We start from the raw sequence: 23896 nt of genomic DNA on the forward strand, positions 1-23896 counted from the left end.
CATGGCGGCCGATGCCTACGAGCAGTACCTAACCGAGACAATCAATCGACTGCCGGATCCTGGCGACGATCACGATCCGAGCGCCTATATGGCGCAGGACGAACGACTTACCGTGTGTGGCATACAAACCATTGTCTTCTCAGCTATGGCGCTCGAGGCGGCCGCCTTCGATTTCGCCGCCATTCAGCTTGGCGATGAAATGGCCAAAGAACACCTCGACAAACTCGACCTGTTGGCCAAGTGGGTCATAGTGCCTCAACTGGTCTGCGGTCGCTCTCTTCGGACCGATGGTCCCGCCCTCAATGACTTGCGAGCGCTCATCAAAGCCCGGAATCGTCTGGTTCATCACAAATCACAGCCCTGGCCTTCCACTGAATCGGTATGGGACGACATGGAAAAGCGCTCAACCCGCTTTCGCCAGGAGATAGGGCTGGCTATCAAAACCGTGATCTTGCTGTCCTTGGAACTGGAAATGCTGCTCGGCACGTCGGCAGGGGTATTACCATCCTTCGATAAAGATCGAAAAGACTTCAATCAGAGCATCAACCCTCAGCCAGAAAAACGTCCCCTGCTGGCAAAAGTGATCGCCGAGTGCCGTGCTATCCACCGCAAAAACTTTGCTCTGGAGAAGGCATGAGTAAGGAGCAAAAGGACGCTCTCCCCATAATTGCCGAGTGCCGACTAAGCGCCGCCGAATTCCTGGGCTTGAGCAACATGCCGTCCGCCGCCGAGTGGTTCGCCAACCTGGACAACCCGCGGACCCGCCGGGCCTACCAGGGCGATATACGCGATTTCTGCAGTTTTGTCGGTATCCATGGGCCGGAGCAGTTTCGTGAGGTGACCCGAGCCCATGTGCTAGCCTGGCGTTCGGCCCTGGAGGGCAAGGCGCTGTCCGGTGCGACCATCCGTAGAAAGCTCGCGGCGCTGGCCAGCCTGTTCGATCACCTGCTGGACAGCAACGCAGTGGCCGGTGGCAACCCGGTGCATGGCGTTAAACGGCCGAAGATCGAGAGCAACGAAGGCAAGACCCCGGCCCTCGGCGATCAGCAGGCCAAGGCGCTGCTCGACGCGCCAGATCCTTCTTCTATTAAAGGTAAACGTGACCGGGCGATTCTCGCCGTCTTGCTCTACCACGGCCTGCGTCGCGAGGAGGCCGCCCGCCTACGAGTCGACGACCTGCAACAGCGTCGGGGCATTCAGCACCTGCGCATTCATGGCAAGGGAGGCAAGCTTCGCTATGTGCCGCTGCACCCGGCCGCCGCCGAACGCCTGCAAGCTTACCTAGATGTCTTCGGGCATCACCAAGATCAGGAAAAAGCGCCACTGTTTCGACCACTGCGCGGACCGAAAACCGGCGAAGGGATTTCCGCCGAGGGGATCTATGCCCTTGTTGGCCAGTACGCCAAGGCGGCCGGGATTGCCGTTGCCGGCCTAGGCGTGCATGGCCTACGCGCGACGGCCGCGACCAACGCCCTCGAGCACGAAGCCGACATCGCCAAGGTCCAGGCCTGGCTCGGGCATGCCAATATCAGCACGACCAAACTCTATGATCGGCGCCACTCAAGACCGGAGGATTCGCCGACCTTCAAGGTCCGTTACTGACACCGACCGTTACTGCTCCGTCGCTTTTGTACTTGAGGCGGCTAGTGGATAGGGGGTTTGGGGAGCAACGGAACAGAAAGTGCACTTAAGCTCGGATGTCCTGGAGGCGACCTTTCACCGAAGAGATGTCACTGATCGTCGTCTGGATTGCGCAGCGGTCTCAGCTCACCTCGAGCAACCTCTTCCGGTACCACGAAGGAGTACCGACCCAGCATGTTGATGTGTTCATAGATCAGCGGCGACAGCCGAGCCAGATCCTCCTCCTGCACCGGGTAGCCGTGCTGCCTTAGCCGTTCCACGGCGGCGGTCATGTAGAGGGTGTTCCACAGCACGATGATATTTACCACCAGGCCCAAGGCGCCGAGTTGGTCCTCCTGACCTTCGCGGTAGCGCTGGCGAAGCTCGCCGCGTTTGCCCTGGAACACGGCACGGACCAGGCTGTGCCGGCCTTCGCCGCGATTCAGCTGGGTCAGGGTGGCACGACGCTTGGATTCGTCATCAATGTAGGTCAGCGTGTGCAGAGTTTTCTCGATCCGTCCGAACTCTGCCAATGCCTGGGCCAGACGGGTCGGACGATCCCCCATTTGCAACGTGCGCATGATGCCGGTCGCCGGTACCCGACCGAGCTTGAGCGACCCGGCGAGACGCAGCAGGTCATCCCAGTGCTCGGCGATCAGGTCGATTTTTACCGACGCCAGTCCGTTGAGCTTGCCATAATCCGCGTCTGGGCTCGTGCGCCAGAAGCGGGTACCGCCGACATCGGCTAGGCGCGGGCAGAAGTGATAACCGAGCAGGCGGAACAACCCGAACACCACATCGCTGTAGGCACCGGTATCGGTCATGATTTGTGTTGGCTGCAATTCGGTCTGTTGTTCCAGCACGACCGCTAGCAATACCAGGCTGTCGCGCAAGGTGCCAGGCACCGTGATGGCGTTCAGGCCGGAGAACTGATCGGAAATCAAGTTGTACCAGGTGACTCCCCGTCCGGTACCGAAATACTTCGGGTTGGGACCGGCATGCACGGTGCGCACCGGTACGACGAAACGCATGCCATCGGCGGAGGCCACCTCGCCGCCGCCCCAGACCTGAGCCAGCTCCAGTTGGCTTTGCGCAGACACCAGAATGGCATTGGCTGCTGACAGGGTGTCGTCGCGGAGATAGTTCTGGCTGACCCAGGACAGTCGGTCACGGCGCAGCGCTTGGTTATCCCGGTGCCTCGAATACCGGAGTGTCGTCCGGCGATCAGGAAAACTCGGCGTCACGCTATCGCACGGAAGTACAGGAAGCCGCGTCTGAGTCGGCCCAAACGATCCTGGGTCGCTACGCCAGTATCCAACCAACTTTGACCGTGCCCCATGGCTCGCGTGTGGTGATCTACCTGCAGCGCGATTTGGATTTCACCTCGCAATTCGAGGCCGAGATCGAGCACGCCAAGAGTGGCGGCGTCACCTTCATCCAGTGAGGAAGCGGTATGTCTGAGATTGCATCGTTCCGCGCCAAACTGAAAAACCTGGTCACGCTGCTGGACGATCCAGAAGTGACCGAAATTGCGATCAACGGCCCTGGCAACGTCTGGGCCGGTTATCACGGCAGTCGGTTCATGAAGCCGGTGCAGATCGAGGGGGTAACAACTGGATTAATTACCTCGCTCGGTGAGGTGATTGCCGCTCATACCGGGCAACAGGTTGACTCGTATACGCCGATTCTGTCGGGCCGTATTCCGATCAATCTCGCCGAGGGTGCATCCGCAGACCCTAAAGTCATTGATCGGCAATGAATCGACCTACAACCCTTACGCTATTGGGGTTGTCGATGGCCGATTGGAGCGTCAGCCCAAGTCGTTGCGTGAAGCGGTGGCCACCGCCGAACGGTTGGAGCGCGAAGGCTTCCTTTTCTCGGTCGGTATTGGCCAGCTCCTGGTGACGAACATGCGGGCTCTCGGCCTGAGCTACGCCCAAGCGTTTGAGCCGTGCCGCAACCTGCAGGCGATTAGCGAGCTGATGGTCAAGAACTACACCAAAGCCCTGACCGCGAATCCGAACCCACAAGAAGCCCTGCGCGACTCGCTCTCGATGTACTACAGCGGGAACCCTGTACGTGGTTATCGCCCGGACAAAGAGGGTGATCTGTCCTACGTGCAGAAAGTTGTGGTCGGTGCCCTGAATCCTTCGAGTGCTGATCCGATTGTGCCTGCTGTGGAGGCCACTGCAGGCGATGAGGCGATACCCGTAGCGGTTGCATCACCAGGGGCACGAAAAACGCCTGTGCGCGCTCGTACAGCTTCGTCAAAACATAGTGACCCATGGATGATTGTGACCGACGAAAACGGCCAGGCACCGCAACCCGCTCAACAGGCTGCGATGCAACCGGCTAGCCCTGAGCAGTCAAGGATTCAAGTTGCGCTGGACACTGGCGATGCCGCGCCGGTTGAACAGTTCCAACGCTTCGCTGATCCCAAACCAGCCGCTGCGCTGGCATCCGGCCAAGGGCAAGCGCAAGTCGAGCCATCTTTCGTACAGATCATCAATTGAATTTCTCGCACGCGAGAAAAGGGGGATTTATGCAAAAACTTCCATCCGTTTTTTTGCTGGGAGCGTTATTGCTGTCAGGTCCAGCCGTTGCTGATGAACCGGTCCAGCCGCCCTATGGCCATGACAGTAACCCCGACGCTTGCGGTGCTGTTCTTTGTCTACTTGGCATGACCCGCGATGGTGACTGCGACAAGTACATCCAGAAATATTTCAGTATCAAGCGTTACAAGCACGGACATTTCAGTCCTTCGCGCACGAAAGCCGCACGGGGGGAGACTGATGAGTCCTGCAAGGACGATGAGGGTTTGACTAAAAAGGCCAACGATATTTGGGGGCCTGTAGAACATGGTTTCTAGAGTTTTCAAGCCACTGGCGTTGACGATGGCACTGGTCGCGGGGGGCAGCCTGCAAGTGCTGGCCCTGGCTGCTGACAACGAGGGCGACGCAAGCCGTCGCATCGAGGTCGGTTTCTAGCCCGAGGGCTCTGCACAGAAACTAGTCTTGCGCACCATTTACGCGGCCACCAGCTCTATCCGCGTTGCTGCGTACGTCTTCACCAGTCCAGACGTTACCCGAGCGCTGGTTGCCGCCAAGCAACGCGGTGTTGACGTGGCGGTGGTCGCCGATCACCGCAGCAACCTCGAAGAAGCGCGCTCAACTGCTGGGCGCCATGCCCTGACGCTTATAGCCAAGACGGGTACCCAAATATTGGATCTGATTTTTCGCGCCCAGCATCAGACACGCGGCCGACTTCGCCTACAGCGCTTACTATTGGCGCAGTTGCACCGTGATCGCACTGGTGGGCCGCGTGCAGCACAACAGGATGTCACCGTTTTGCGGAGCGTCCAGCGGGTCGTCGAAGTACTCGACCGTACCTTCGCGCAAGCTCACCTGGCAGGTATTGCACAAGCCCGCCCGGCAATTGAACGCCGGAGTCAGGCCCGCCTGTTCGGCCAATTCGAGCAATGAATGGCAGTTTTCATCCCAGGCTACGCGGGTGCCGGACGGCATGAAGCAGACACTTACGGCACCGTCCTTTGCCACAGGTTCGCTCAGCGTCGGCTCAGGTGGCGGCGCTGGACTGACGTCGTCTTCCTCAAGCACCGTCGCCGGGCCAAAAAACTCGTAATGAATTCGTTCGCGGGCCACCCCAAGGCTGCGCAACAGCCGCCAGTTGGCCTGCATGAAAAGTCTGGGGCCGCACAGGTAGATATCATAGTCGTCCAACGGCAGCAGGCTTTGCAGGGTTTGGCGACTGATCAGGCCCTGGCTGTGAAAGCGGTCACGATCCGCCTCGCTCGGATTGCGATAACAGAAGTGCACTTCAATGCCCGGGCGCCGGTCGGCCAGGGCCAGCACTTCATCGCGAAACCCATGCACCGCGCCGTTTTCGCAGGCGTGCAGAAAGTGCACCGGGCGCATCGACTGGCCGCTCAGGCGATGCAGCATGCTCAGCATGGGCGTCAAACCGACGCCGCCGCTGAACAGCACCACCGGCCTTGGACTTTGCTCGTCCAGCACAAAGGTGCCGGATGGGCCTGCGATGTCGAGTACGTCGCCAACCCGCACGCCGTCGTGCAGGTGGTTGGAACCTTGTCCGGCCGGCAGGTCTTGGCGATCGAACGGGGCGGGTTCACGCTTGACCGAAATTCGTACCTGGAGCGGGTTGTCCGTGAAGGCACTGACGCTGTAGTTACGCAGCACTCGAGTGCCGTCGCCCAACACCAGCCGCACCGTGAGGAACTGCCCCGGACGAAAGTCCATGGGTGCAGGACCGTCCTGCGGCGCGAGGACGAAGGAGGTAATGACCGCGCTTTCCGGCGTTTTCTCGATCACCCGCCAAGCCTTGAAACCTTGGGGTTGGCTGCTCATCTCAAACCCCCGCTGTTTGCGGTCTGGCCTGTACCAGCGGGATCAAGTCCGCAGGTTGTTCCTGGGCAATCAATTTGGCCAGGTTACGCCGGAAACGCAGGGGTCCCGAGTCGGAGGCCAGGTCGATATTGGGGCTGCACTTGTTGGCCATGCCTTGATGGACGGCGGCGAGCACCACGCGGTCTTCGGCGAAAGCGTGACGTACGTCCTCATCGAACTGGCGCGAGACTTCCTCGTTGTCCTGGTCGAAGTTGCGCACCTGGAACCAGTAGTAGCGGGTGGTGGATTCATCGATGGGGGTCATGAAGTTGTAGGAGTTCATCAAGAACACCTGTTCGTGCACCGGCCCGGCATCCGATCCGGTGCCGGCCGGGGTGAAGATGGCCTTGATGATGGCCTGGGCCGGGTAGTGCACTTCGTAATGCTGCTTGCGGTCACAGTTGCCGCTGAACTTGACGAACTTGGCGTAGAACGGCGCCACTTCGATGTCGCGCATCCACCGCGACACGATCACGCCGACGTCTGTCACCGTAGTTTGCAGCGGCTCCTGGGCGCATGCGGCGCTGCCAAAGGAGGACTGGTGAACCCAGGCCACGTGGGAGGGGTCGAGCAGGTTGTCGGTCATGTACAGGTAGTTGCAGGGGATGACCATGCTGTCGCCACGATTCAGGCCCCAGGCCGGATCGCCCCATTCGGGCACGTGGCAAATCTTGCTGGCGTCGGCCAGCTCGGCATCGCCCATCCAGATCCAGATCAGGCCGTAGCGCACGGCCAGCGGATAACTGCGCACCTTGGCGCCTTGGGGAACGTGCTTACTGCCGGGGGCGCGCACGCAACTGCCCGAGCAGTCGAAGGTTAGGCCGTGGTAACCGCATTCGATGTCGTCACCTTGGCGCCGCCCTAAGGACAACGGCAGTTTGCGATGCGGGCAGGCATCTTCTAGGGCGACCGGGGTGCCATCGCCTTTGCGGTAAAGCACTACCGCCTCATTCAGCAGCTTGACCGCAAACAGTTGCTCACCGAGTTCGGTTTCACTGGCGGCGACATACCAGGCGTTGCGCATAAACATGGGGTCTCTCCTTATTATTATTCGGATCGTGGCTAACGACGTATCCAGAATACGAGAGGCCAGTTGAGTAAGAATAGATGGATAAAACTGATATTTGGTTTAGGTTCTCTTAAGTGTTTATCGCGTCCCCACGAACATCTCCTGTGGGAGCTAGCTTGCTCGCTCCCACACTGGGTGCTGTGCGTTTTACAGACCGCCGCGCGTGCCTATCGCGGACAACGCCCGTTCCCAGATCTGCCGCGTTCGCACCCACACCAACTCTTGCCAGTCGCTGTCCGCGGGGAAGAATTGTTCAAGCAGTTGCAACTTGATCTGCCGTGCTTCGGGGCCGGTTGGGTCGCCGTGTAGGTGCAGCCACTGATCGTCGCGCAGCACCGCATGGATTTGTTGACCAGGGTAGGTGCCGCACTCGATCACGAACGGCATCAGTTGCACATGAGGCAAGGCGTTGATGATGGCCTGGGAGGTGTAACCGGTGGCAGTGGCAGCAACGCCGGTGTCACTCTGGCTGTTGGCGCTGGTCATCAGGGTGAACAGCCAGGGCCCGAACAACACCTGGGCCTGGGGCAGTGCCGGGTACGAGGCCTGGGCAATGGTCATCAACATCGGATGGCCATAATCGCCCGCGCCGGTGTGCAGGTCGAAGCACATCGCGACCTCGGCGTGTGCCAGGTGTTCGCCGAGGATCCGGTGCAGGGTCTGGTTCGACCAACTTGAGCTGTTACCGCCGTAGAACAGGCCATCGGGATGGCGATACTGACCGGCCTCGACAATCGACATCACCGCCGACCAGCCCTCGCGGCTGATCCGTTCATTGAGCTGGGCATCGGCGCGCTCACGTTCGGGGCCACGCAGTTGGGTACAGGTGTAGATCGGGTGCAGAGTTTCATAAGCCGCGTTGTCGGGTGGTGTCTTAGTGAAGTCCAGGTAGTTGCGGTTGAGGTCGATGTTGTCCTCGTTGACCCGACGCATCCAGGCCGTGCCCCACGGGTTGATCAAGTGGATCATCAGTACCGCGACGTCGTCGGGCAGGCTGCGCTCGCTGAAGGTTTGCAGCCATTGGCGCTGGCAATCCGAGCCGTAATAACCTTCCACGCCGTGGGTGCCGCTCAAGGCCACCAACACCCGTTTGGCCTGGGGGTTGCCGAGCAGGGCCACATCTGTGCCCAGGGCCTCGGCGAACGGGCCGCGCAATGGGTGCGGGTAATGGCTAAGACGGGCGCCGACGGCCTCGGCGGCGGCGAGGAATTGTTCACGCTGCTGGGTAAAGCTGCGGTGTGATGGAAAACCGTTACTCATGGTTGTCTCCTGTCGAAATGGGGTTACTTCAGGCGGCCGGAGAGGAACTGGGTCAAGCGCTCGCTTTGCGGACTGACCAGCACTTCACCCGGCGGACCTTGCTCTTCAACCCGGCCTTGGTGCAGGAACATCACATGGTTGGAGACGTTGCGCGCAAACCCCATCTCGTGGGTGACCACGACCATGGTGCGACCTTCCTCGGCCAGGGCCTGCATCACTTTCAGCACCTCGCCCACCAGTTCCGGATCCAGCGCGGAAGTGGGTTCGTCGAACAACATCACTTCCGGTTCCATGGCCAAGGCACGGGCAATGGCGACCCTTTGCTGCTGGCCGCCGGACAGGTGGGACGGGTATTTTTTCTCAACGCTCGGGTCCAGACCGACTTTATGCAGGTACTGCCGCGCGCGTGCCTCTGCGTCCTTGCGCTTGACGCCCAGCACATGCACCGGTGCTTCGATGATGTTCTCCAGCACGGTCATGTGCTGCCACAGGTTGAAGTGCTGGAACACCATCGCCAGTTTGGTGCGCACTTTTTGCAGCTGACGCGGGTCGGCCACCCGCAGCGCGCCGTTGAGATCCTGTTTGGTGCGGATTTGCTCGTTGTTTACCGTGATGGTTCCGGCGCACGGCTGTTCCAGGAAGTTGATGCAACGCAGGAAGGTGCTTTTGCCCGAGCCGCTGGAGCCAATGATGCTGATTACGTCGCCAGCTTTGGCCTTGAGCGATATGCCCTTGAGTACTTCGTGGTCGCCGTATTTCTTGTGCAGCTCATCTACGCTTAGCTTATACATGTTCGATGTCTCCAAAAGGACGGTCACTCAATGCGCCTGCGGTTGCAAGAAGGCCAGCCAGCGCACTTCGCAGCGACGAAACAGCCAGACCAGGGTAAACACCATCAGCGCGTACAGCACCGCCGCCAGGCCGAAGGCTTCGAACGAGGAGTAGGTCGCAGAGTTGACGTCGCGAGCGACCTTCAATAGATCGGGCACGGTGGCGGTGAAGGCGAGAGTGGTGGAGTGCAGCATCAGGATCACTTCGTTGCTGTAGTACGGCAGCGAACGGCGCAATGCCGAGGGCAGGATGATTCGCCGGTACAGGGTGAAGGTGGACATGCCATAGGCGCGGCCTGCTTCGATCTCGCCATAGGGCGTGGCGCGGATGGCGCCGGCGAAAATCTCCGTGGTGTAGGCGCACGTGTTGAGGGCAAAGGCCAGCAGGGTGCAGTTCATGCCCTCGCGAAAAAACGCATCGAGGGTCGGTTGGTCGCGCACCACTTGCAAGCTGTAGATCCCGGTGTAGAGGATTAGCAGTTGGATATACAACGGCGTGCCGCGAAACACGTAGGTGTAGAACCATACGGGCATGCGCAGCAGCGGATTGGACGAGACTCGTGCCACGGCCAGCGGCACGGCCAGGGTGCCGCCGATGGCGATGGAAGCGACTAGCAGCCAGAGGGTCATGGCCACGCCTGAGAGTTGGTAGCCGTCAAACCAAAGGTAGGCTTTCCAGTACTCCTGGACGATATCGATCATAGCTGCGCACCTCTGACGCCCACCGAGTAGCGGCGTTCAAGCCACATCAGCACGCCGTTGGAAACGGTGGTCAGGGCCAGGTAGATCAGGCCGCCGACCACGCTGAAGAAAAACAGGTCCATGGAGTTCTTGCCCGCGTCCTGGGTGACTTTGACGATATCGATCAAACCAATGATCGACACCAGCGCCGTGGCCTTGATCAACACCTGCCAGTTGTTACCGATTCCCGGTAGGGCGAAGCGCATCATTTGTGGAAACAGCACCCGCACAAACACCTGCCGACGATTCATGCCGTAGGCCACGGCAGCTTCCAACTGGCCGGCTGGCACGGACTGAAAAGCGCCGCGGAAGGTCTCGGTGAAATAGGCACCGTAGATGAAACCCAGGGTCAGCACCCCGGCCGCGAAGGGGTTGATGTCAATCTGTTCGGTGTCCAGCCATTCAGTCAGGTTGTTCAGCCAGATCTGCAGGCTGAAGAACAGCAACAACATGATCACCAGGTCCGGCACGCTGCGAATCAGCGTGGTGTAGCCGGCGGCCAGGTGACGCAGCAGCGGTTGTTTCGATAGTTTGGCTGATGCGCCGATCAGGCCCAGCGTGACGGCCAGTACCATGGACATCAGTGCCAGCTGGATGGTCGCCAACGTACCTTCGAGAATGAGCGAACCATAGCCCTGTAAAAGCATGTTCTGTCTCTCCGTTGGCAAGGGCGGCCCGGGGGCCGGCCCTTGCGCGAAATGGATGGGCAAGGCGCCGGATCACCAAGCCGCGAGCGTTCCGGCACCGGTCAAGCGCAGGGCTTTTAGTTGTAGATGTCGAAGGTGAAGTACTTCTTCTGGATGGTGTCGTAGGTGCCGTTCTTGTGCATTTCGGCCAGTGCCCGGTTGATGGCTTCCATCAGCTGCGGCTCGTTCTTGCGCAGGCCGATGGCAATGCCTTCGCCCAGCAGTTCCTGGTTGTACACAGCGTCGCCGGCGAAGGCGAAACCGGTGTTCTTAGGCGTTTGCAAAAAACCCAGTTCGGCCACGGCGGCATCGGTCAGGCTGGCGTCGATACGGCCGCTGACCAGGTCCGGATACAGCAAGTCCTGATTGGGGTAGGTGACCATGATCACCCCTTCAGGCGCCCAGATTTTTTTGACGTACGTCTCTTGGGTAGTGCCTTGGGCTACGCCGACGCGCTTGCCTTTCAGGGATTCTGGCGTAGGCAGCAGACCGCTGTCCTTTTTCGCGATCAAACGGTTGGGGGAGTTATAGAGACGGTCGGAGAAGTCCACGTTTTTTTTGCGCTGGTCGTTGATGGTCATTGCCGACAACACGGCATCGAACTTTTTCGCCCGCAGCGCCGGGATGATGCTGTCGAATGCGTTTTCCACCCACACGCACTTGACCTTCAGCTCGGCGCAAATGGCGTTGCCCAGGTCGATGTCAAAGCCCACCAGTTGACCGTCGGGGTTTTTCGATTCGAACGGAGCGAAGGTCGGATCGACGCCAAAGCGAATGACGCTTAAATCCTTGGCCAGGACGCCGGTGGAAGCCAATGCAAAGACGGTGGCGAGGACAAATTTTTTCATTGTTGTTTTTCCTTTGTCTGACGGATCGAACGCTAACGATGTATTACAGAAAAATCTTTATATGATAGTACCTGTATATACATTAAATGCAAAATGCAGGCCAATTCACGGAAAATGCCTGCAAGGTGCTGTTTTTCGCGGTGCTGATAAGCCCGGGGTGGCTGAGTCGCCGGGCCACTATGGTTTTTTGTTACGCATGGTTACATCAGAGGCTGCACCGTATCGGGTCTTGCGCAACAACATGGGGCGTCTCCTGACCGGGACAGGTAAATACCCGCCAAAGCCAGAATACGAGGCTTTTCATATACAAAAAATGTCGAAAACTGTGGCTTGCTATAGCTCAGCTAAAGTATAAAACCGTCGATTGCTATGGAGATGATGATGAACAGCTTGCCTTCCCTGCGCGCGCTGCAGGTTTTTGAAGCCGTGGGACGTTTCGGCGGCATTGTCGAGGCCGCCAAGCGTCTGGGTATCTCGGCCGGTGCCGTCAGCCAACAAATGAAACTGCTGGAAGACACCCTGGACTTGAGCCTGACCTTGAAGGTCGGCAAGCGTATTCGCCTGACCGCCGCCGGCCAGCGTTATCACGATAGCTGCGCAGCGGCATTCGAGAGCCTGCGCATCGCCCAGGTCGAGGTCGAGCGGTCGAAAAACGCCAGCAACCTGCGCATCAGCGCTTTGCCGTCATTGCTGTCGGATTGGTTGGCACCGCACATCTATGCCTGGCAGGACGAGCACCCGGAACTCAATTTGTTTCTCGATGGCAGTCACGCCGAACCTTCGCCAGAGGGCTACGACATCGATTTTCGCTTCACCTACGGCGACTACGTGGCCACTGAAAACGCCATCGAACTGTTTCGCGATTGCGTGGTGCCGGTGTGCAGCCCTTGGTTGTTGCGGCCTGATGTGCTGCTCAACAAACCGGCAGACCTGCTGGCATATCCGCTGCTGTCCATCGACTGGCTACCGAAGTTTGCCTCGCCGCCTTCGTGGCGTGACTGGTTCAAGGCCCAACAGGTGGACTGCGAAAGCATTCGCGATGGCTACCGCGTGTATTCCTTGTCTGCCATGGCAATCCAGGCCGCATTGGCGGGGCAGGGTGTGGTACTGGCGCAATACTCAATGGTGGCTGATGCGTTGTCAGATGGGCGTTTGATCAGGCCGTTTGCCCGGGCCTTGCCCTTGCCGTCGGCGTATTTTTTGGTGGGTGCCAAGGGCGCGTTCGACAAGGCCCACTGCCGCGACTTCCACCGTTGGATTGTGGCGCGCGGGCGTGAGCAAATGGTGATCAATCAGCGGTTGCTGGCGTAGCCGTCACTAGGCTGCGCTTGAGCTCAGGTTTTCGTCGGACAGTTCGCTGTTGGAGCGCCGGCACAGGTAGTACTGGCGGCCGTCATCCACGTGCAGGTCGAACAGCTTTACCAGTTCGCCGCTGGCGACATCGGCGCCACCAACGGCTCGCGCAGCAGCGAGCAACCCAGGCCGGTCAGCGCCAGTTGCCCGTCTTCGAGCAGCAAGCCATTGAGCGCACTGGCGTGCTTGACCTCGGCGACTTGAAACCATTCGGCCCAGGTGCCGCGTTCTTCGTCGTGCAGCAACGGCAGTTGGCTCAAGGCCTGGGGCGAGTCGATGGGGGCGTGGCGCTGAAGGAATTCGCGGCTGCAATAGGGCGAGACGGCACCCGAGATCAGCGGCTCGCTGTGATTGCCCGGCCAGTGGCTGGTTCGCTGGAATAGCTGCGGTGGTTTGCGTAGGTGACGTTGATGTCCAGTTCCGGGTTTTGCGCCAGGAACTCGACCAGCCTCGGAATGAACAGGTTGATGCCAAACAGCGGAATCAAGCTGATGGTCACCTGGCGCATGACGGACTTCTCGCGCACATGCTCGGTGGCGCTGTGCAATACCGCGAAAGCCGAGCGGATGGCACGGTAATAGGGGGCATGCCGAGATAAGGCAAAGTTCACTAATTTGGTATGCAACTACTTGTCTGGATTGATAATTCCCGAGACAACGCGATGGCGTGCGCAGATTGTCCTAGGTGGCCAGCCATTTAGGACGGCTTGAGGTGGGTACGCAAGCCTTTATAGAACAACAGTATGCGAAGCAAATGTCCTAATTTTCCCTTATCTCGGCATGACCCCTCAAATCGCCAAACGCATTCTGCTGTTCCTGCATGAACGTGTGTCGAGCTTGGAGGATCCACGCAGCATTGGCGAAGCCTTAAAAGACTCAAGCTTAGGGGATTTTTGGAAGTATCGCGTGGGGGATTACCGCCTCATCAGCAGCATCGAGGACGGTGCGTTGCGCATCCTGGTCGTCAAGATTGGTAACCGCCGTGAGGTGTACCGGTAAGTAACGTATGGGTTAGGTTGGCGAATTTTGGTGGGCTGTCTGGGGCTATACCCAACGCTCTTATTGGTACTGAGTTTATTGGGGCCGCTGACCCATGATCTGAGCTTTCCGCTGATGGTCTTGGTGGAGGTGGTGGTTTGGGTGCCTTTCACTCAGATCATCTCCTTTCCGCTGGCAGGGTGGCTGGTTTCTCGTTTAAGGCGAATTAATCAGTGAGTACGTGGACTGTTTCAGTCAGCGTCACGTGCCATTAACACATTAAAAAGCGATGACTACAGTTGTCGGCATTAACCCAATTAGGCAGAGGAAAGACCATGCAAACGTTAATCATCAACGGACAGTCGCAGCAGGTTGACGTTGCAGCGGATATGCCTCTGCTGTGGGTCTTGCGCGATGTGCTCGGCCTGACAGGGACAAAATACGGCTGTGGCATTGCTCAGTGTGGGGTGTGCACCGTGCATCTCGACGGCCAGCCGATCCGTTCGTGTGTGACTCCTATTTCGGCTGTGGCAGGTCGCTCAATCACCACCATTGAGGCCATCGGTGAGACGGCCGTGGGCAAAGCCGTGCAGCAGGCCTGGCTAGCGCATGAGGTGGTGCAGTGCGGTTACTGCCAGTCAGGACAGATCATGGCAGCAACTGCTCTTCTGAATAGCCAGCCGACGCCCGATGACCAGGCGATTGATGCGGCCATGGCGGGTAATCTTTGTCGCTGCGCCACTTACACCCGCATTCGCACGGCCACACTCCGGGTAGCTGTGCAGTTCTGTCATGTTGAGATGTCCCTCATGGTTTGCCAGGTTAGTTATCTCCGCAGCGCTGAGTGTGGACGGGTAGGCAAGGTGTTGAGTGGCAATCAGGTGTGTCTCGCGAGTAAGGCTCCATTATCCAGACGCGGCATGACGGCGTAAGTAATTCTGCGCTACAGCGAAGTCGCTAGCGAGGTGGCGACCGCTTTTGTTGTGCCTGAAGAATACGGCCGTCAGGGTTAAGCCGTGACGGCCGGTGGAGCGGATTTACTCGGCGTAGGTCGGGTAATCGCTGTACCCCTTTTCCGTGCCGCCGTACATGCTGCTTGGGTCGACCGGGTTGAGCGGCCAGCCATTGGCAATGCGCTGCGGCAAATCGGGGTTGGCAATGAACGGGCGACAAAAGGCAATCAAGTCGCCCAGGCCAGCCTCCAAGGTTTCCGCGCCGCGTTGTGCGGTGTAGCGGCCGGCGTAGATGATGCGCCCGCTAAATACCTGCCTGATTTCGCGGCGGAAGCCTTCGGGAAGCGCCGGGGCATTGTCCCAGTCGGCCTCGGCAATCGACAGGTAGGCGATGCCGGCCTCTTCGAGCACCTTGATGGCCTCGATGTAGGTGCTGTGTGGGTCTTCTTCGACAAGGCCCAAATAGACCCTGTCCTCTGCTGTACTTTCAAACAACGGCGCGAAACGCACGCCTAGGCGGTCAGCACCGATAACTTCGGATACGGCCTGGATAATCTCGCGCAGGAAGCGCAAACGGTTGTGCAGCGAACCGCCATATTCATCGTCGCGCTGGTTGCTGTGGGCGGAGATGAACTGGTTGACCAGATAACCGTTGGCGCAGTGAATTTCCACACCATCAAAGCCTGCACTCAATGCATTGCGCGCGGCCTGCGCGTACAGCTGCACCAGTTCTTTTACCTCGGCATTGGCCAATGCGCGAGGTACCGAAGGCTCGGCTAAAGTACCTGCACCTGGACCGGTTTCAATAAATACTTTGACGTTGTTCGCAGCAATAGCCGAAGGCGCTACTGGCGCGGCACCATTAGGCTGCAGCGAGATGTGCGATACCCGGCCGACGTGCCAGAGCTGGGCGAAAATGATGCTGCCAGCGGCATGTACGGCATCGGTGACGTTGCGCCAACCTTCGATTTGTTCTTGGCTATGAATGCCTGGTGTCCAGGCATAACCTTGCACGTCTTTTGGGGGTGCATCGAGCCACGCTATACCGTGCGTTGCCTCAATAGATAATTAGCGCAATGTCCCAGCAAAGCCCACCCAGTGGACTTTTTGCGACTGCTGGACGCCAGTGGGTGCGGAGCTGGTCTACTCAGTAGTGCAATCGACTTCTGAAAATGACAGGATGCCTGGGAAGAAGGTACTGAACGACGCTGGTAGGGCTTAAGTGCACTTTCTGTTCCGTTGCTCCCCAAATCCCGATAGTGGTGGAGCGACGGGCCAGTGAGACCCGCCGCAAAGGGCGTTGCTTAAACGATGCCGGTATAGAGGCGCACGTCTTCCTCCGCGCGCTCGGTATCGGGAACAAGCATCCACAATTGACCATTTACATCACGCAAATCGTCCCAGTTCTTGGTCGCAACCAGCCGGCGTCCATGGTCGATAAGTTGCTTGGCCTGCGCTTGATCGTTCATGGTCGGCCGTATCTCTTCCAGATGCTGGAACATACCAACTAGGAAGTCGGGCTGGCGAGCTAGGATTTGGAAGTGAAGGCGCTGCAATTCGCTCGTCGCAGCGTCAATACGCTCTGGGTTGGTTGAGTGGATATGCAACTCCTCTCGCGCCAGGATTTCCTTCAGCTGATGCCGCTCGCGATCGTTGCCCGACTCTTGAACCATGGAGGCCGTATCGGACTTGACCTGGAGATAGTTTGCTTTTGCAGCATCGATCCGCTTGGATGCTGTCAGCTCAAAAATCCCTTGAGCAATCTTGCACTTCTTGTCTTCGAGCTTGAAGCGATCGTCGGTCACGTCATCGCTAGAAAGCGATGCGCTCTCAACGATAAGCGACTGGAGTTCGTCATTCAGTTTCTCCAACTTAGCTGCGCCATCATGGTTGTGGTTCGCCTGAGCGTCCTCAATCTCTGTCTGGATCTTCGTTTCGAGCTGAAGCACCTCGGTGGCCAACAAGCGGGTATCGACGTGGCGGGCCTGGCCCTTGAAGACCTGAGAGAACTCCTGTCCCGTACCGTTCAGGTAGGCGGACACCGTCAAATCTCGTGACTCCGACATTTCGAAGGTCAGATCCACCTCTGTGTCGCGAAGAAGGTCACGGCTAATTTGCTCACCGGTGATAGCCAATATTCCAATCGGCTTATTGGTCGATGAATGTTTTTCGGATGGTCCTTCAACGACCATGATGGTGATGGCGTCACGAGAGCCTTTGACGATGGTCTTGGCGATCTCAACGGTGCGCTTCCCTTTGGTAGGTAGTACGCAGTTCTTAGCAAAAACAAGGTCGAGTCGTGTGTCCTTGGTAGAACGATCGTCCTTAACTAGGCAAATGTCTTCAGGAAACATCTGACCGGCTACGCTGTAGCGCCCCTGTGCAATCTGGATCGAATCAAAGCCAACATCGATGGGGCTTTGTCGTTGGTTTCCTTGAGAGCTTCTAGGGCAGCCTCTTTCCTGCCTAGGGAAATATTGTTGAGTGCCAGAAGCCACCAGCCATCAGCATTGTCGGTATCCTGGACCGTGGCTGCTTTGGCAGAAATTACTGCTTCCTCGTACCGCTCGCGTCTACGTTGATCTCTAGCCTTTTCTATTAGCTCTCCTACGTCCATATCCGTATTTTGGATCCAGTTTTGGCAGTGGTGAAACTGCCATGATTCTGGCAGTTGAGTTTGCGAGGGCTCATCTGACACCGGGGTGTGGATACCCTTGCCGGTTGATTGTCACTCAATAATTGGAGCACCTAAAGTTGCATGGTTGCAATCTCGCACTTAGGGAGGATAGGCATATGAAGCTTATGTAACTTGCCGAAGTGATTCTGCTTATGCGGCTTGCATAAGCTATTTTTGCTGAACGTCCTTCAAGAGCTTGGACACCTCTTCGTCGCCTTGCGCAGCAAGGAATGCGACAGCCGCTCGAATCACATCAGATTTAGTAGCACGAAAGCCATGCGGAACCAGGCTGAGACGGTCGATCTCTTTGTCAAGCTCGTCGGTCAGGGAAAAGGTGACTCGTTTATAGACTTTCGACAGTGCTGGCTTAGCGGCCACTACCCCGTTCTTGCCATCGATCTTTGCGGCGTTGATGAACTCGTCTGCCGCTGGTGATGTTGCCGCTAGGTTCGCTGTTCCTTTACGCAAATTACCAACACCCATTACTTATCCCCCCAGAGCTCTTTTGCGATCATTTCGATTTCCTCAACAGCTCGTAAGTCGGTTCCAACCTCAAGTACAGAGGAGCCATTTTCGTCGGCATCGTCATAAACGTTACGTGCTGTCGTGAATACCTGGAGAGGTTCAAGACCATAGCTTGTGCAAGCTTCTTTCGAATCTAGGATCCGCTGGATCTGGCTCGGTAGGGCCGGGGCCTGAGTTACGATCGCACGGGCCACCAGCTCAGGATTTACACTTTTGGCCAGCGTAATCAACTCCTCCACATGTGCAAGGGTCTTCAGATCGCGCCGCTTAGGCCGAAACGGAAGAAGTGCATGTGTGGCGACAGTAAGTGCGGAACGCAAGGCTACTGAGTCAGCACCGCCGGCATCCACGACGATTGCCTCATACCGCTTAGCTCGATCGAGGAGCGTCTTCCGAATGTCGCCATGGGCTGACTCAACCTGTAGATCCTGCAGATTTGGGTTCTGTTCTCGCTCACGAGCCCAATCAACTGACGTTCCCTGTGGGTCGGCATCCAGCAACAACACATCATTCCCTTTCCGTTGCAACCATACGGCTAGATTCTGTGCGATGCAGCTTTTCCCGCTGCCACCTTTCTCGCCACCGAGCACCAGGATCATTTGTGCAACCCTCATCAGTTATTGAAGTTACTGCGCTTATGTAAGCCACACAGAGAATTTATGCAAGGCGAGCAACTTATGCAAGTTAAATAACCTATGTAATCTCGCCGCATATTGCGCCTATGCATTGAAAATGGGAAGCGGTCGGACCTTGTGAGATGGCTCGCACTGATGCGCTATGACCCTCGATCACACTTGGTTCATCTTTCGATCAATCTCTGAAGGTTCGAAGACAGGGCCGCGACGCCTTAGGAGTGACAAATCTTTCAGGGGGCTTTGCCGTCCAGAGCTGTCTCTTTTTTATGGGGCGGTTGATTTTTGCTCTCAGCGTAGAGCTGTCAAGCTGCCGCGCCCCCGGCTCGTCGGGACAGTTCTATCGTCCCGTCGAACGGAGGCACGGGCGAAGCGTACGGCTTGATAGATCGTAGCGACCCAAGTCTCAGCGACAGGAGGTTGGGACAGCTTTTCGTCCCAGCCTCCCGAGCACTCGGCGACCCGAGGCTCCCCTCGCTTGCGAGGGGCGGGGGGAGTAGTTTTTTGAATACGGGTGCAGGGGCGGTTCGCCCTTGCCGGGGTGCGGGCGAGTAGCCCGCGTAATCGCGCCGTGGCGTAGCCACGAAGTGCGCGAGGCGATCATTTTTCGATGTTGCGTTAGGGAGATGATATTTCGCGTTGCACGGTCCGGGGGGCCGCCGGGTCGGGCGAAGCCCGGGAGGGCTTGAGCCGGCTGGGGGCAGAGCCCCCCAGGAGGCGGCGGCGCTTTGCGCGAAACGCGCTGAGCCGGTTTAAATATCTGTTTAAGAACTGTTTAAGCCGTTTTGGAACGTCTGGAAGCCTTAAGCCACGCGGGCTCCAGAAAAATCGATTCTCAGCTATGCCAAATTTTTTCTCAGCTATGCCAAATTTTTTCTCAGTAGTGCCAATTGCTCAACGGTAAAACTCTCAGCTATGCCAACGCTTGTGAATAACTAGCTTGCTGCTGTTTCTGGCCGCCACCAACGTGCACGAATGACCGACTTACCTTCTTCTGATCGCTCGGTATAGATCTCTGGTTTTTCGATGATATGCCCCTTCTCCAGTTCGGTGAGGGCCTTTCTGAGACCTTTACCGGTCGCTAAGAACGATTTAAGCGTTCGGTACTTACTCGGTCCGCGTAGCGTCTCTACATCAACGTGGTGCCACCCTGTAGGCTGTTCTAAAGCGTATGCCTGCAACCACCTAGCAAAGTCGCTTGGCCTCCACCAACGCACCATCTTTTCGTTGCGCCCTGCCGCGGTCCTAGCAACGTAAAACTCGTACTCCTCAATGATGCCGGCGGACTCCATCTCGTTAAGCGCTTTTGGTAAACCGCGTCCTTTAGACATGAAGTTACGCATCTCACCGCCGCCGCTCCATACACGTAGATTTTCGATGGTGACGTGGTGCCAGTCGCCAATGCGATGGCCGCTAGCGTAGTTTTGCAACCATTTCGCCAAGGGTGCTTTGAGCTCAAGTCGAGCCTGGAAATCGATGTGAGCTAGCTCGTGCTTACCGAAGAACTGGACAATCTCAGGATCCAGGGCAAGCCAGAACTCTTCGTTCTTCCGTTTCCAGCTCAACTCTGAGATCAACCGGAACATTTTACCGTCGCCATCCGAGTTCTCAATAAAGAGGCTCGCCGAGGCGATACGTTGCAGGCTGTCTTTCAACCACTTGTAGCTTGTTGTACCAGGAGATCTGCCAATGGCCTGGAGAAACTGGCTGCGCACAAAATGAATCTGTTCCCCGGCTTTACGGCCCTGAGCGAGGCGGAGTGCATGCAGGAAAACATCGTTGTCGGCCATGTCCAGTTGTTCGCCCGTATAGAGCAGCACTAGGTCATCACGACTGGCCAGCCGGGTTTTTACGTACTTTGCACGTTTTCCAGCGGCAATCGACATAAACAGGCTGGATCGGGTCCACTTATGTGGCATAGCCGACTTTTCGCCCGGGAAGAGCGGGAGTTGCAGGGCAATCTGAGGAGGGGTGGAGTCGAGCTCCTGTTCGGCCTGGAGCGCCAGAGCCAGACCCTGTTGCTGTGCTTTATCGGTTTTCTGTTTACTGGTGTTCTTTTTGGCGATCGCAGCTACGCGTGCTGCGGCGCCGCCTCTTTTCGCTACAATATCGTCGCTCATCTGTGAACCTCAGTTTCACTCATGCGCTGGGCCTGCTGAGCCGCAATCTCAGCCGGCCTGCTTATCCTTCTTTGGGCTCAACGTCCACACCGCCCGATTCCAGCAAGCGCAACCCGGCAACAATGAAAGCGGCCTCAATTGCGTCGAGCGTTACTCTGCGAGGTGAGCTTTTCCCAGCCTCAAAATCACTAATTGCCCGTTTCGATGCACCAGACGCTTCAGCCAAGTCGGTCTGAGTCCAGTCCAGCAGCATTCGAGCCGCAGCACATTGACGTGCGGTAATAGGGGATGGATCAGCCATTGTTAGCCTCAAGTGTGTATTTAATAGCGCTTCTGCACTTTAAAACACGCTTATCCTCTCAGCTATGCCAATGGACGTCAATCGACTCATGCCACAACCAAAAGTGAGTATTAAAGTGCGTAACCGCGTAAAAAGTGCAGAACTTTGAACTGAGATAGGTGGAAATACTCTCAGCTATGCCAACGCAATTGCGAAAGAACATCACGACTAGGCTTCACAACTCTCAGCAACGCCAAGAGAAAATTTCAGCTATTCGTACCCATGCTCAACCAAGCCGCTGACGGTCTCTACAGGGAACCTCAAGGCGTGAACCATGCACCTTGGGGTTGCACTCGCTCACAGGCTTTGCCTGCAGGCCTCATATCCTAATGCGTTCCACCTCATCCAAACTGATGTCATCCCGGCACCGGTCATACATCTGGGTGGTGTGCGGGTCGAAGCATGGTTGGCCATGGCCGCCGCGTTTTCCAGGGTGCCACCATTTTTTAAATAGGCCGTGATCCCGGTGGCGCGAAACGTGTGATTGTCGATCAGCGTCTGGATCCCGGCTGCCAAGGCGCGCCGACGCACCATGGCATGCGCACTAGCTTGAGGCAGCGGGTTAGAGCTCGACTGTCCGGTACCGCGCCCAATCGTGCGAAACAACCTTTCCTGAGCTCAGCCCCCGTTAGCTAGGCACGAGCCATACGCTCCACGGCAATTAAAATAACAAAAAAATAAAAAAGGTATCTATTACCTTTTGACAGAAATAAAAAACTGCGCGAGTATGTCTCCCATAAAACCTGCTTGGAGGATGGAGACATGAACGCAACAGAGCACATGAAGCAACGGATGGCTCAACGCGGCATAAATCGTGAAATGGTGAACCTGGTTCTGGATTCCGGAACGCCCAAGCAGGACAAATTCATCCTGAGTCGCGATGAGGCACAGGAACAGCTTCGCGAGCTTCAGCAAGCTATGCGTGTCCTGAAGAAGATTTTGGATAAAGGTGGTGTAACAGTCGTAACCGAAGGCGATGCGCTGATCACAACCTATAACTGCAATTCGCGTCGGCACTAAAATGGAAGCGACTATGCAAGAGAAGATCATCACCCAACTGCAGGAAAGCCTCGAAGCGATTCAGCTCACCTCAGCTAAATCGCTCGAACTGGCCCTACAGGTTTTAGCTTGGGTAAAGCTCTCCAGCACAGGTGAGCTTTCTGACGACCTGAGTCTCAGCACCACATTACTGGACGAGCCAAGCAGGCTGCTCCAGGTGCTGACACGGTTGGCTCAAGAGGGTGACCTGATAGGTCAGGCATTCGCGAACGGTACCGATTTTGGACGTCTAGACCCTCGGTTACTGCAGCCAGCGCTCACCCTAGCATTGCGCCTGGATCAGGCTGGAATGCTGAAAAACTTTGATCCTGTTAGAGCAATCAGTTCTTTATCGTCAAAGTTTAGCCAGGAACCTGATCTTCCGCTGGAAGTTACTGCCCTACTGGCTGGTCTAGCTGGGGGACTACCAGGGGAAGGTGTTTATGTGCCTTGGGATTCCAGGGGGACTTTAGCCGCCTCAGTAACCAGTGCTGATACTGATGTTTACCTAGAAAGCCCAATCCTCTCTGCCGTTCCAGCCTTGATCAGTCTGCTGAGCGATCACCGATTCCAGGTTCATTATGCAGACCCGATCCGCAACCCTTCAGCTGTTGAGAATGGTCAGCTACGGCAGTTCGATGTCGCAGTAGCATTCCCACCTATGGGCATTCGCTACTCCGCAGATGTAACAAATAACGATTGGTTTAGCCGATTCCCAGAAAAAACAACCTCGGGTGCCGTTCTCGCCATTCTCCATTTGCTCCGCCAAGCAAAGCGCCGCGTGGTCATCGCGGTATCGAACAGCCTTTTATTCAGTGCGGGCGCTGAGCGCTCGTTGCGTGAGGATCTCGTCCGGCAGGGCAAAGTTGAAAAAGTCATTTCCATGCCTGCAGGTCTATTGGCAAACACCAACATTGCCTTTTCCATTCTGGTGCTTAACCCCACCGGAGGACTCGACAAGATCCAGTTTATCAACGCTGACACCGCTTACTTCAGAGAGTCGGTATCCAAGGCTAAATGCCAAATGATCAACGTCGATAAGCTTGTGACACAGATCGAATCCAATGCCGATACAGACAACCAAGTACACGCCTCTGTGGAAGACGTGCTCAAAAACGACGCCCAGCTACAGGTCAGTCGTTACGTACTGCCCGATACAACGAAGCAACTGCAGGCCCTGCTGAATCAATCCAGGACAGTCGTACTCAAGTCTCTAGTCAGCACCGTTCGCCCCATGCCAGTTACTTCACAAGATGACGACAGTATTGGGGTATGGGAGATCGGGGCTGCTGATTTGCCTCCTTACGGCTACATCAGTACACCCGGACGGGCGCTAAAGGTTGAGCCGTTCGCGCTAACCAAGCATGCTAAGCAATTCCTCCGCCCGCTCGATATCGTACTCATCGTAAAGGGCAGTGTCGGTAAGGTAGGTATTGTTCCGCATGACGTGCCACCACCTGGCGCTGATGGCTGGGTTGCAGGTCAGTCAGCAATCGTACTGCGTGCAGACGCTACAGACCCGATTGACCCTCGTGCTCTGTTCCTTCAGCTGCGCTCAGAACTTGGCCGGGAACTGCTTAGTGGCATTGTCTCGGGCGCCACCATTCAGCTGATCCAGCTACGCGAACTGGAGCGCTTAGAAATATTGCTGCCCGATGCTGCGATCTGTCAGCAGGCAATCGAAACACTCGAGAAAGAGGCTCGACTGCAGAAAGAAATTAATCATCTCCGGCAAGAGCAATCATTGCTTGCCTCGGATCTTTGGTCTCTGACCTGAACAAAAGTCTCCCTGCGACATGTTTC

At 57.0% G+C, this 23896-nt stretch carries 23 protein-coding genes and 5 pseudogenes; 13 read left to right on the forward strand and 15 right to left on the reverse strand.

Annotation, left to right across the window (positions count from 1 at the left end):
• A partial coding sequence (locus tag GHO42_RS25775) for a hypothetical protein (protein ID WP_178114926.1) occupies window positions 1-637 on the forward strand: 637 nt, incomplete at its 5' end.
• On the forward strand, window positions 634-1602 hold the full coding sequence (locus tag GHO42_RS15740) for a tyrosine-type recombinase/integrase (protein WP_019410162.1): 969 nt from the start codon (window positions 634-636) through the stop codon (window positions 1600-1602). The genes GHO42_RS25775 and GHO42_RS15740, both read left to right, overlap by 4 nt.
• Window positions 1603-1730: 128 nt before the next feature.
• Here GHO42_RS15740 and GHO42_RS15745 read toward each other — a convergent pair.
• Window positions 1731-2810: pseudogene (locus GHO42_RS15745) on the reverse strand (transposase); the annotation flags it as partial.
• A 20-nt stretch (window positions 2811-2830) separates the two neighbouring features.
• Between GHO42_RS15745 and GHO42_RS15750 the strand changes: the two are divergent.
• The 6 genes and pseudogenes from GHO42_RS15750 to GHO42_RS26150 form a co-directional block, all read left to right on the forward strand.
• Complete coding sequence (locus tag GHO42_RS15750) at window positions 2831-3064, forward strand: TrbI/VirB10 family protein (RefSeq protein ID WP_019410164.1); 234 nt, start codon at window positions 2831-2833, stop codon at window positions 3062-3064.
• 9 nt (window positions 3065-3073) lie between these two features.
• Complete coding sequence (locus GHO42_RS15755) at window positions 3074-3379, forward strand: Flp pilus assembly complex ATPase component TadA (RefSeq protein ID WP_019410165.1); 306 nt, start codon at window positions 3074-3076, stop codon at window positions 3377-3379.
• Window positions 3366-4133, forward strand: a complete 768-nt coding sequence (locus GHO42_RS15760; protein WP_019410166.1) for a lytic transglycosylase domain-containing protein — start codon at window positions 3366-3368, stop codon at window positions 4131-4133. Before GHO42_RS15755 ends, GHO42_RS15760 begins: the two co-directional genes overlap by 14 nt.
• A 29-nt stretch (window positions 4134-4162) precedes the next feature.
• Window positions 4163-4489, forward strand: a complete 327-nt coding sequence (locus GHO42_RS15765) for a TrbM/KikA/MpfK family conjugal transfer protein (protein WP_019410167.1) — start codon at window positions 4163-4165, stop codon at window positions 4487-4489.
• Window positions 4479-4607: a hypothetical protein gene (locus tag GHO42_RS26145; RefSeq protein WP_254925078.1), complete on the forward strand. Its 129-nt coding sequence runs from the start codon at window positions 4479-4481 to the stop codon at window positions 4605-4607. The genes GHO42_RS15765 and GHO42_RS26145 overlap by 11 nt, the downstream gene beginning before the upstream one ends.
• A gap of 27 nt (window positions 4608-4634) precedes the next feature.
• A pseudogene (locus GHO42_RS26150) lies at window positions 4635-4781 on the forward strand (phospholipase D-like domain-containing protein); the annotation flags it as partial.
• Between the two features lie 120 nt (window positions 4782-4901).
• Here GHO42_RS26150 and GHO42_RS15775 read toward each other — a convergent pair.
• The 7 genes from GHO42_RS15775 to GHO42_RS15805 form a co-directional block, all read right to left on the reverse strand.
• Window positions 4902-6005, reverse strand: a complete 1104-nt coding sequence (locus tag GHO42_RS15775; RefSeq protein WP_019410168.1) for an FAD-binding oxidoreductase — start codon at window positions 6003-6005, stop codon at window positions 4902-4904.
• A gap of 1 nt (window position 6006) precedes the next feature.
• Entirely contained in the window at window positions 6007-7074 is a 1068-nt protein-coding gene (locus GHO42_RS15780; protein WP_019410169.1) for an aromatic ring-hydroxylating dioxygenase subunit alpha, read from the reverse strand.
• 186 nt (window positions 7075-7260) lie between these two features.
• A complete protein-coding gene (locus tag GHO42_RS15785) occupies window positions 7261-8373 on the reverse strand; it encodes a DUF2817 domain-containing protein (RefSeq protein WP_019410170.1) in 1113 nt (370 codons plus the stop codon).
• 23 nt (window positions 8374-8396) lie between these two features.
• Window positions 8397-9164, reverse strand: a complete 768-nt coding sequence (locus tag GHO42_RS15790) for an ABC transporter ATP-binding protein (RefSeq protein WP_019410171.1) — start codon at window positions 9162-9164, stop codon at window positions 8397-8399.
• Window positions 9165-9191: 27 nt separating this feature from the next.
• On the reverse strand, window positions 9192-9905 hold the full coding sequence (locus GHO42_RS15795; protein ID WP_009682423.1) for an ABC transporter permease: 714 nt from the start codon (window positions 9903-9905) through the stop codon (window positions 9192-9194).
• Window positions 9902-10591: an ABC transporter permease gene (locus GHO42_RS15800; protein WP_009682422.1), complete on the reverse strand. Its 690-nt coding sequence runs from the start codon at window positions 10589-10591 to the stop codon at window positions 9902-9904. Before GHO42_RS15800 ends, GHO42_RS15795 begins: the two co-directional genes overlap by 4 nt.
• Before the next feature lie 116 nt (window positions 10592-10707).
• On the reverse strand, window positions 10708-11478 hold the full coding sequence (locus GHO42_RS15805; RefSeq protein ID WP_019410172.1) for an ABC transporter substrate-binding protein: 771 nt from the start codon (window positions 11476-11478) through the stop codon (window positions 10708-10710).
• Window positions 11479-11859: 381 nt separating this feature from the next.
• Between GHO42_RS15805 and GHO42_RS15810 the strand changes: the two genes are divergently transcribed.
• Window positions 11860-12789 carry a LysR substrate-binding domain-containing protein gene (locus tag GHO42_RS15810; protein WP_019410173.1) on the forward strand — a complete coding sequence of 310 codons (930 nt, stop codon included), beginning with the start codon at window positions 11860-11862 and terminating at the stop codon, window positions 12787-12789.
• 6 nt (window positions 12790-12795) lie between these two features.
• Here the strand turns inward: GHO42_RS15810 and GHO42_RS15815 are convergent.
• Window positions 12796-13411: pseudogene (locus tag GHO42_RS15815) on the reverse strand (LysR substrate-binding domain-containing protein); the annotation flags it as partial.
• Between the two features lie 199 nt (window positions 13412-13610).
• On the opposite strand from GHO42_RS15815, the gene GHO42_RS15820 reads away from it, so the two are divergent.
• Window positions 13611-13829: a type II toxin-antitoxin system RelE/ParE family toxin gene (locus GHO42_RS15820; protein WP_019410174.1), complete on the forward strand. Its 219-nt coding sequence runs from the start codon at window positions 13611-13613 to the stop codon at window positions 13827-13829.
• A 314-nt stretch (window positions 13830-14143) separates the two neighbouring features.
• Window positions 14144-14572: pseudogene (locus GHO42_RS15830) on the forward strand ((2Fe-2S)-binding protein); the annotation flags it as partial.
• A gap of 273 nt (window positions 14573-14845) precedes the next feature.
• On the opposite strand, the pseudogene GHO42_RS15835 reads toward GHO42_RS15830, so the two are convergent.
• The 6 genes and pseudogenes from GHO42_RS15835 to GHO42_RS15860 all read right to left on the reverse strand — a co-directional run.
• Window positions 14846-15772, reverse strand: a pseudogene (locus GHO42_RS15835) (alkene reductase); the annotation flags it as partial.
• A 293-nt stretch (window positions 15773-16065) separates the two neighbouring features.
• A complete protein-coding gene (locus tag GHO42_RS15840) occupies window positions 16066-17259 on the reverse strand; it encodes a hypothetical protein (protein WP_141232298.1) in 1194 nt (397 codons plus the stop codon).
• Window positions 17260-17606: 347 nt separating this feature from the next.
• On the reverse strand, window positions 17607-17921 hold the full coding sequence (locus tag GHO42_RS15845; protein ID WP_019412122.1) for a ribbon-helix-helix domain-containing protein: 315 nt from the start codon (window positions 17919-17921) through the stop codon (window positions 17607-17609).
• On the reverse strand, window positions 17921-18562 hold the full coding sequence (locus tag GHO42_RS15850; RefSeq protein WP_019412121.1) for an AAA family ATPase: 642 nt from the start codon (window positions 18560-18562) through the stop codon (window positions 17921-17923). The genes GHO42_RS15845 and GHO42_RS15850 overlap by 1 nt, the downstream gene beginning before the upstream one ends.
• 968 nt (window positions 18563-19530) lie before the next feature.
• Window positions 19531-20715, reverse strand: a complete 1185-nt coding sequence (gene trfA / locus GHO42_RS15855; RefSeq protein WP_019410141.1) for a plasmid replication initiator TrfA — start codon at window positions 20713-20715, stop codon at window positions 19531-19533.
• Window positions 20716-20776: 61 nt separating this feature from the next.
• Window positions 20777-21016 (reverse strand): helix-turn-helix transcriptional regulator, encoded by a 240-nt coding sequence (locus GHO42_RS15860; RefSeq protein WP_019410142.1) that lies wholly within the window; start codon window positions 21014-21016, stop codon window positions 20777-20779.
• Window positions 21017-21817: 801 nt separating this feature from the next.
• Between GHO42_RS15860 and GHO42_RS15870 the strand changes: the two genes are divergently transcribed.
• Both GHO42_RS15870 and GHO42_RS15875 read left to right on the forward strand, forming a co-directional pair.
• Window positions 21818-22075 carry a DUF4258 domain-containing protein gene (locus GHO42_RS15870; protein WP_019410144.1) on the forward strand — a complete coding sequence of 86 codons (258 nt, stop codon included), beginning with the start codon at window positions 21818-21820 and terminating at the stop codon, window positions 22073-22075.
• Between the two features lie 13 nt (window positions 22076-22088).
• Window positions 22089-23870: an N-6 DNA methylase gene (locus GHO42_RS15875; RefSeq protein WP_019410145.1), complete on the forward strand. Its 1782-nt coding sequence runs from the start codon at window positions 22089-22091 to the stop codon at window positions 23868-23870.
• Window positions 23871-23896: the final 26 nt, after the last annotated feature.

This window comes from Pseudomonas sp. FSL R10-0056, from assembly GCF_009600105.1.
GTDB lineage: Bacteria > Pseudomonadota > Gammaproteobacteria > Pseudomonadales > Pseudomonadaceae > Aquipseudomonas > Aquipseudomonas bubulae.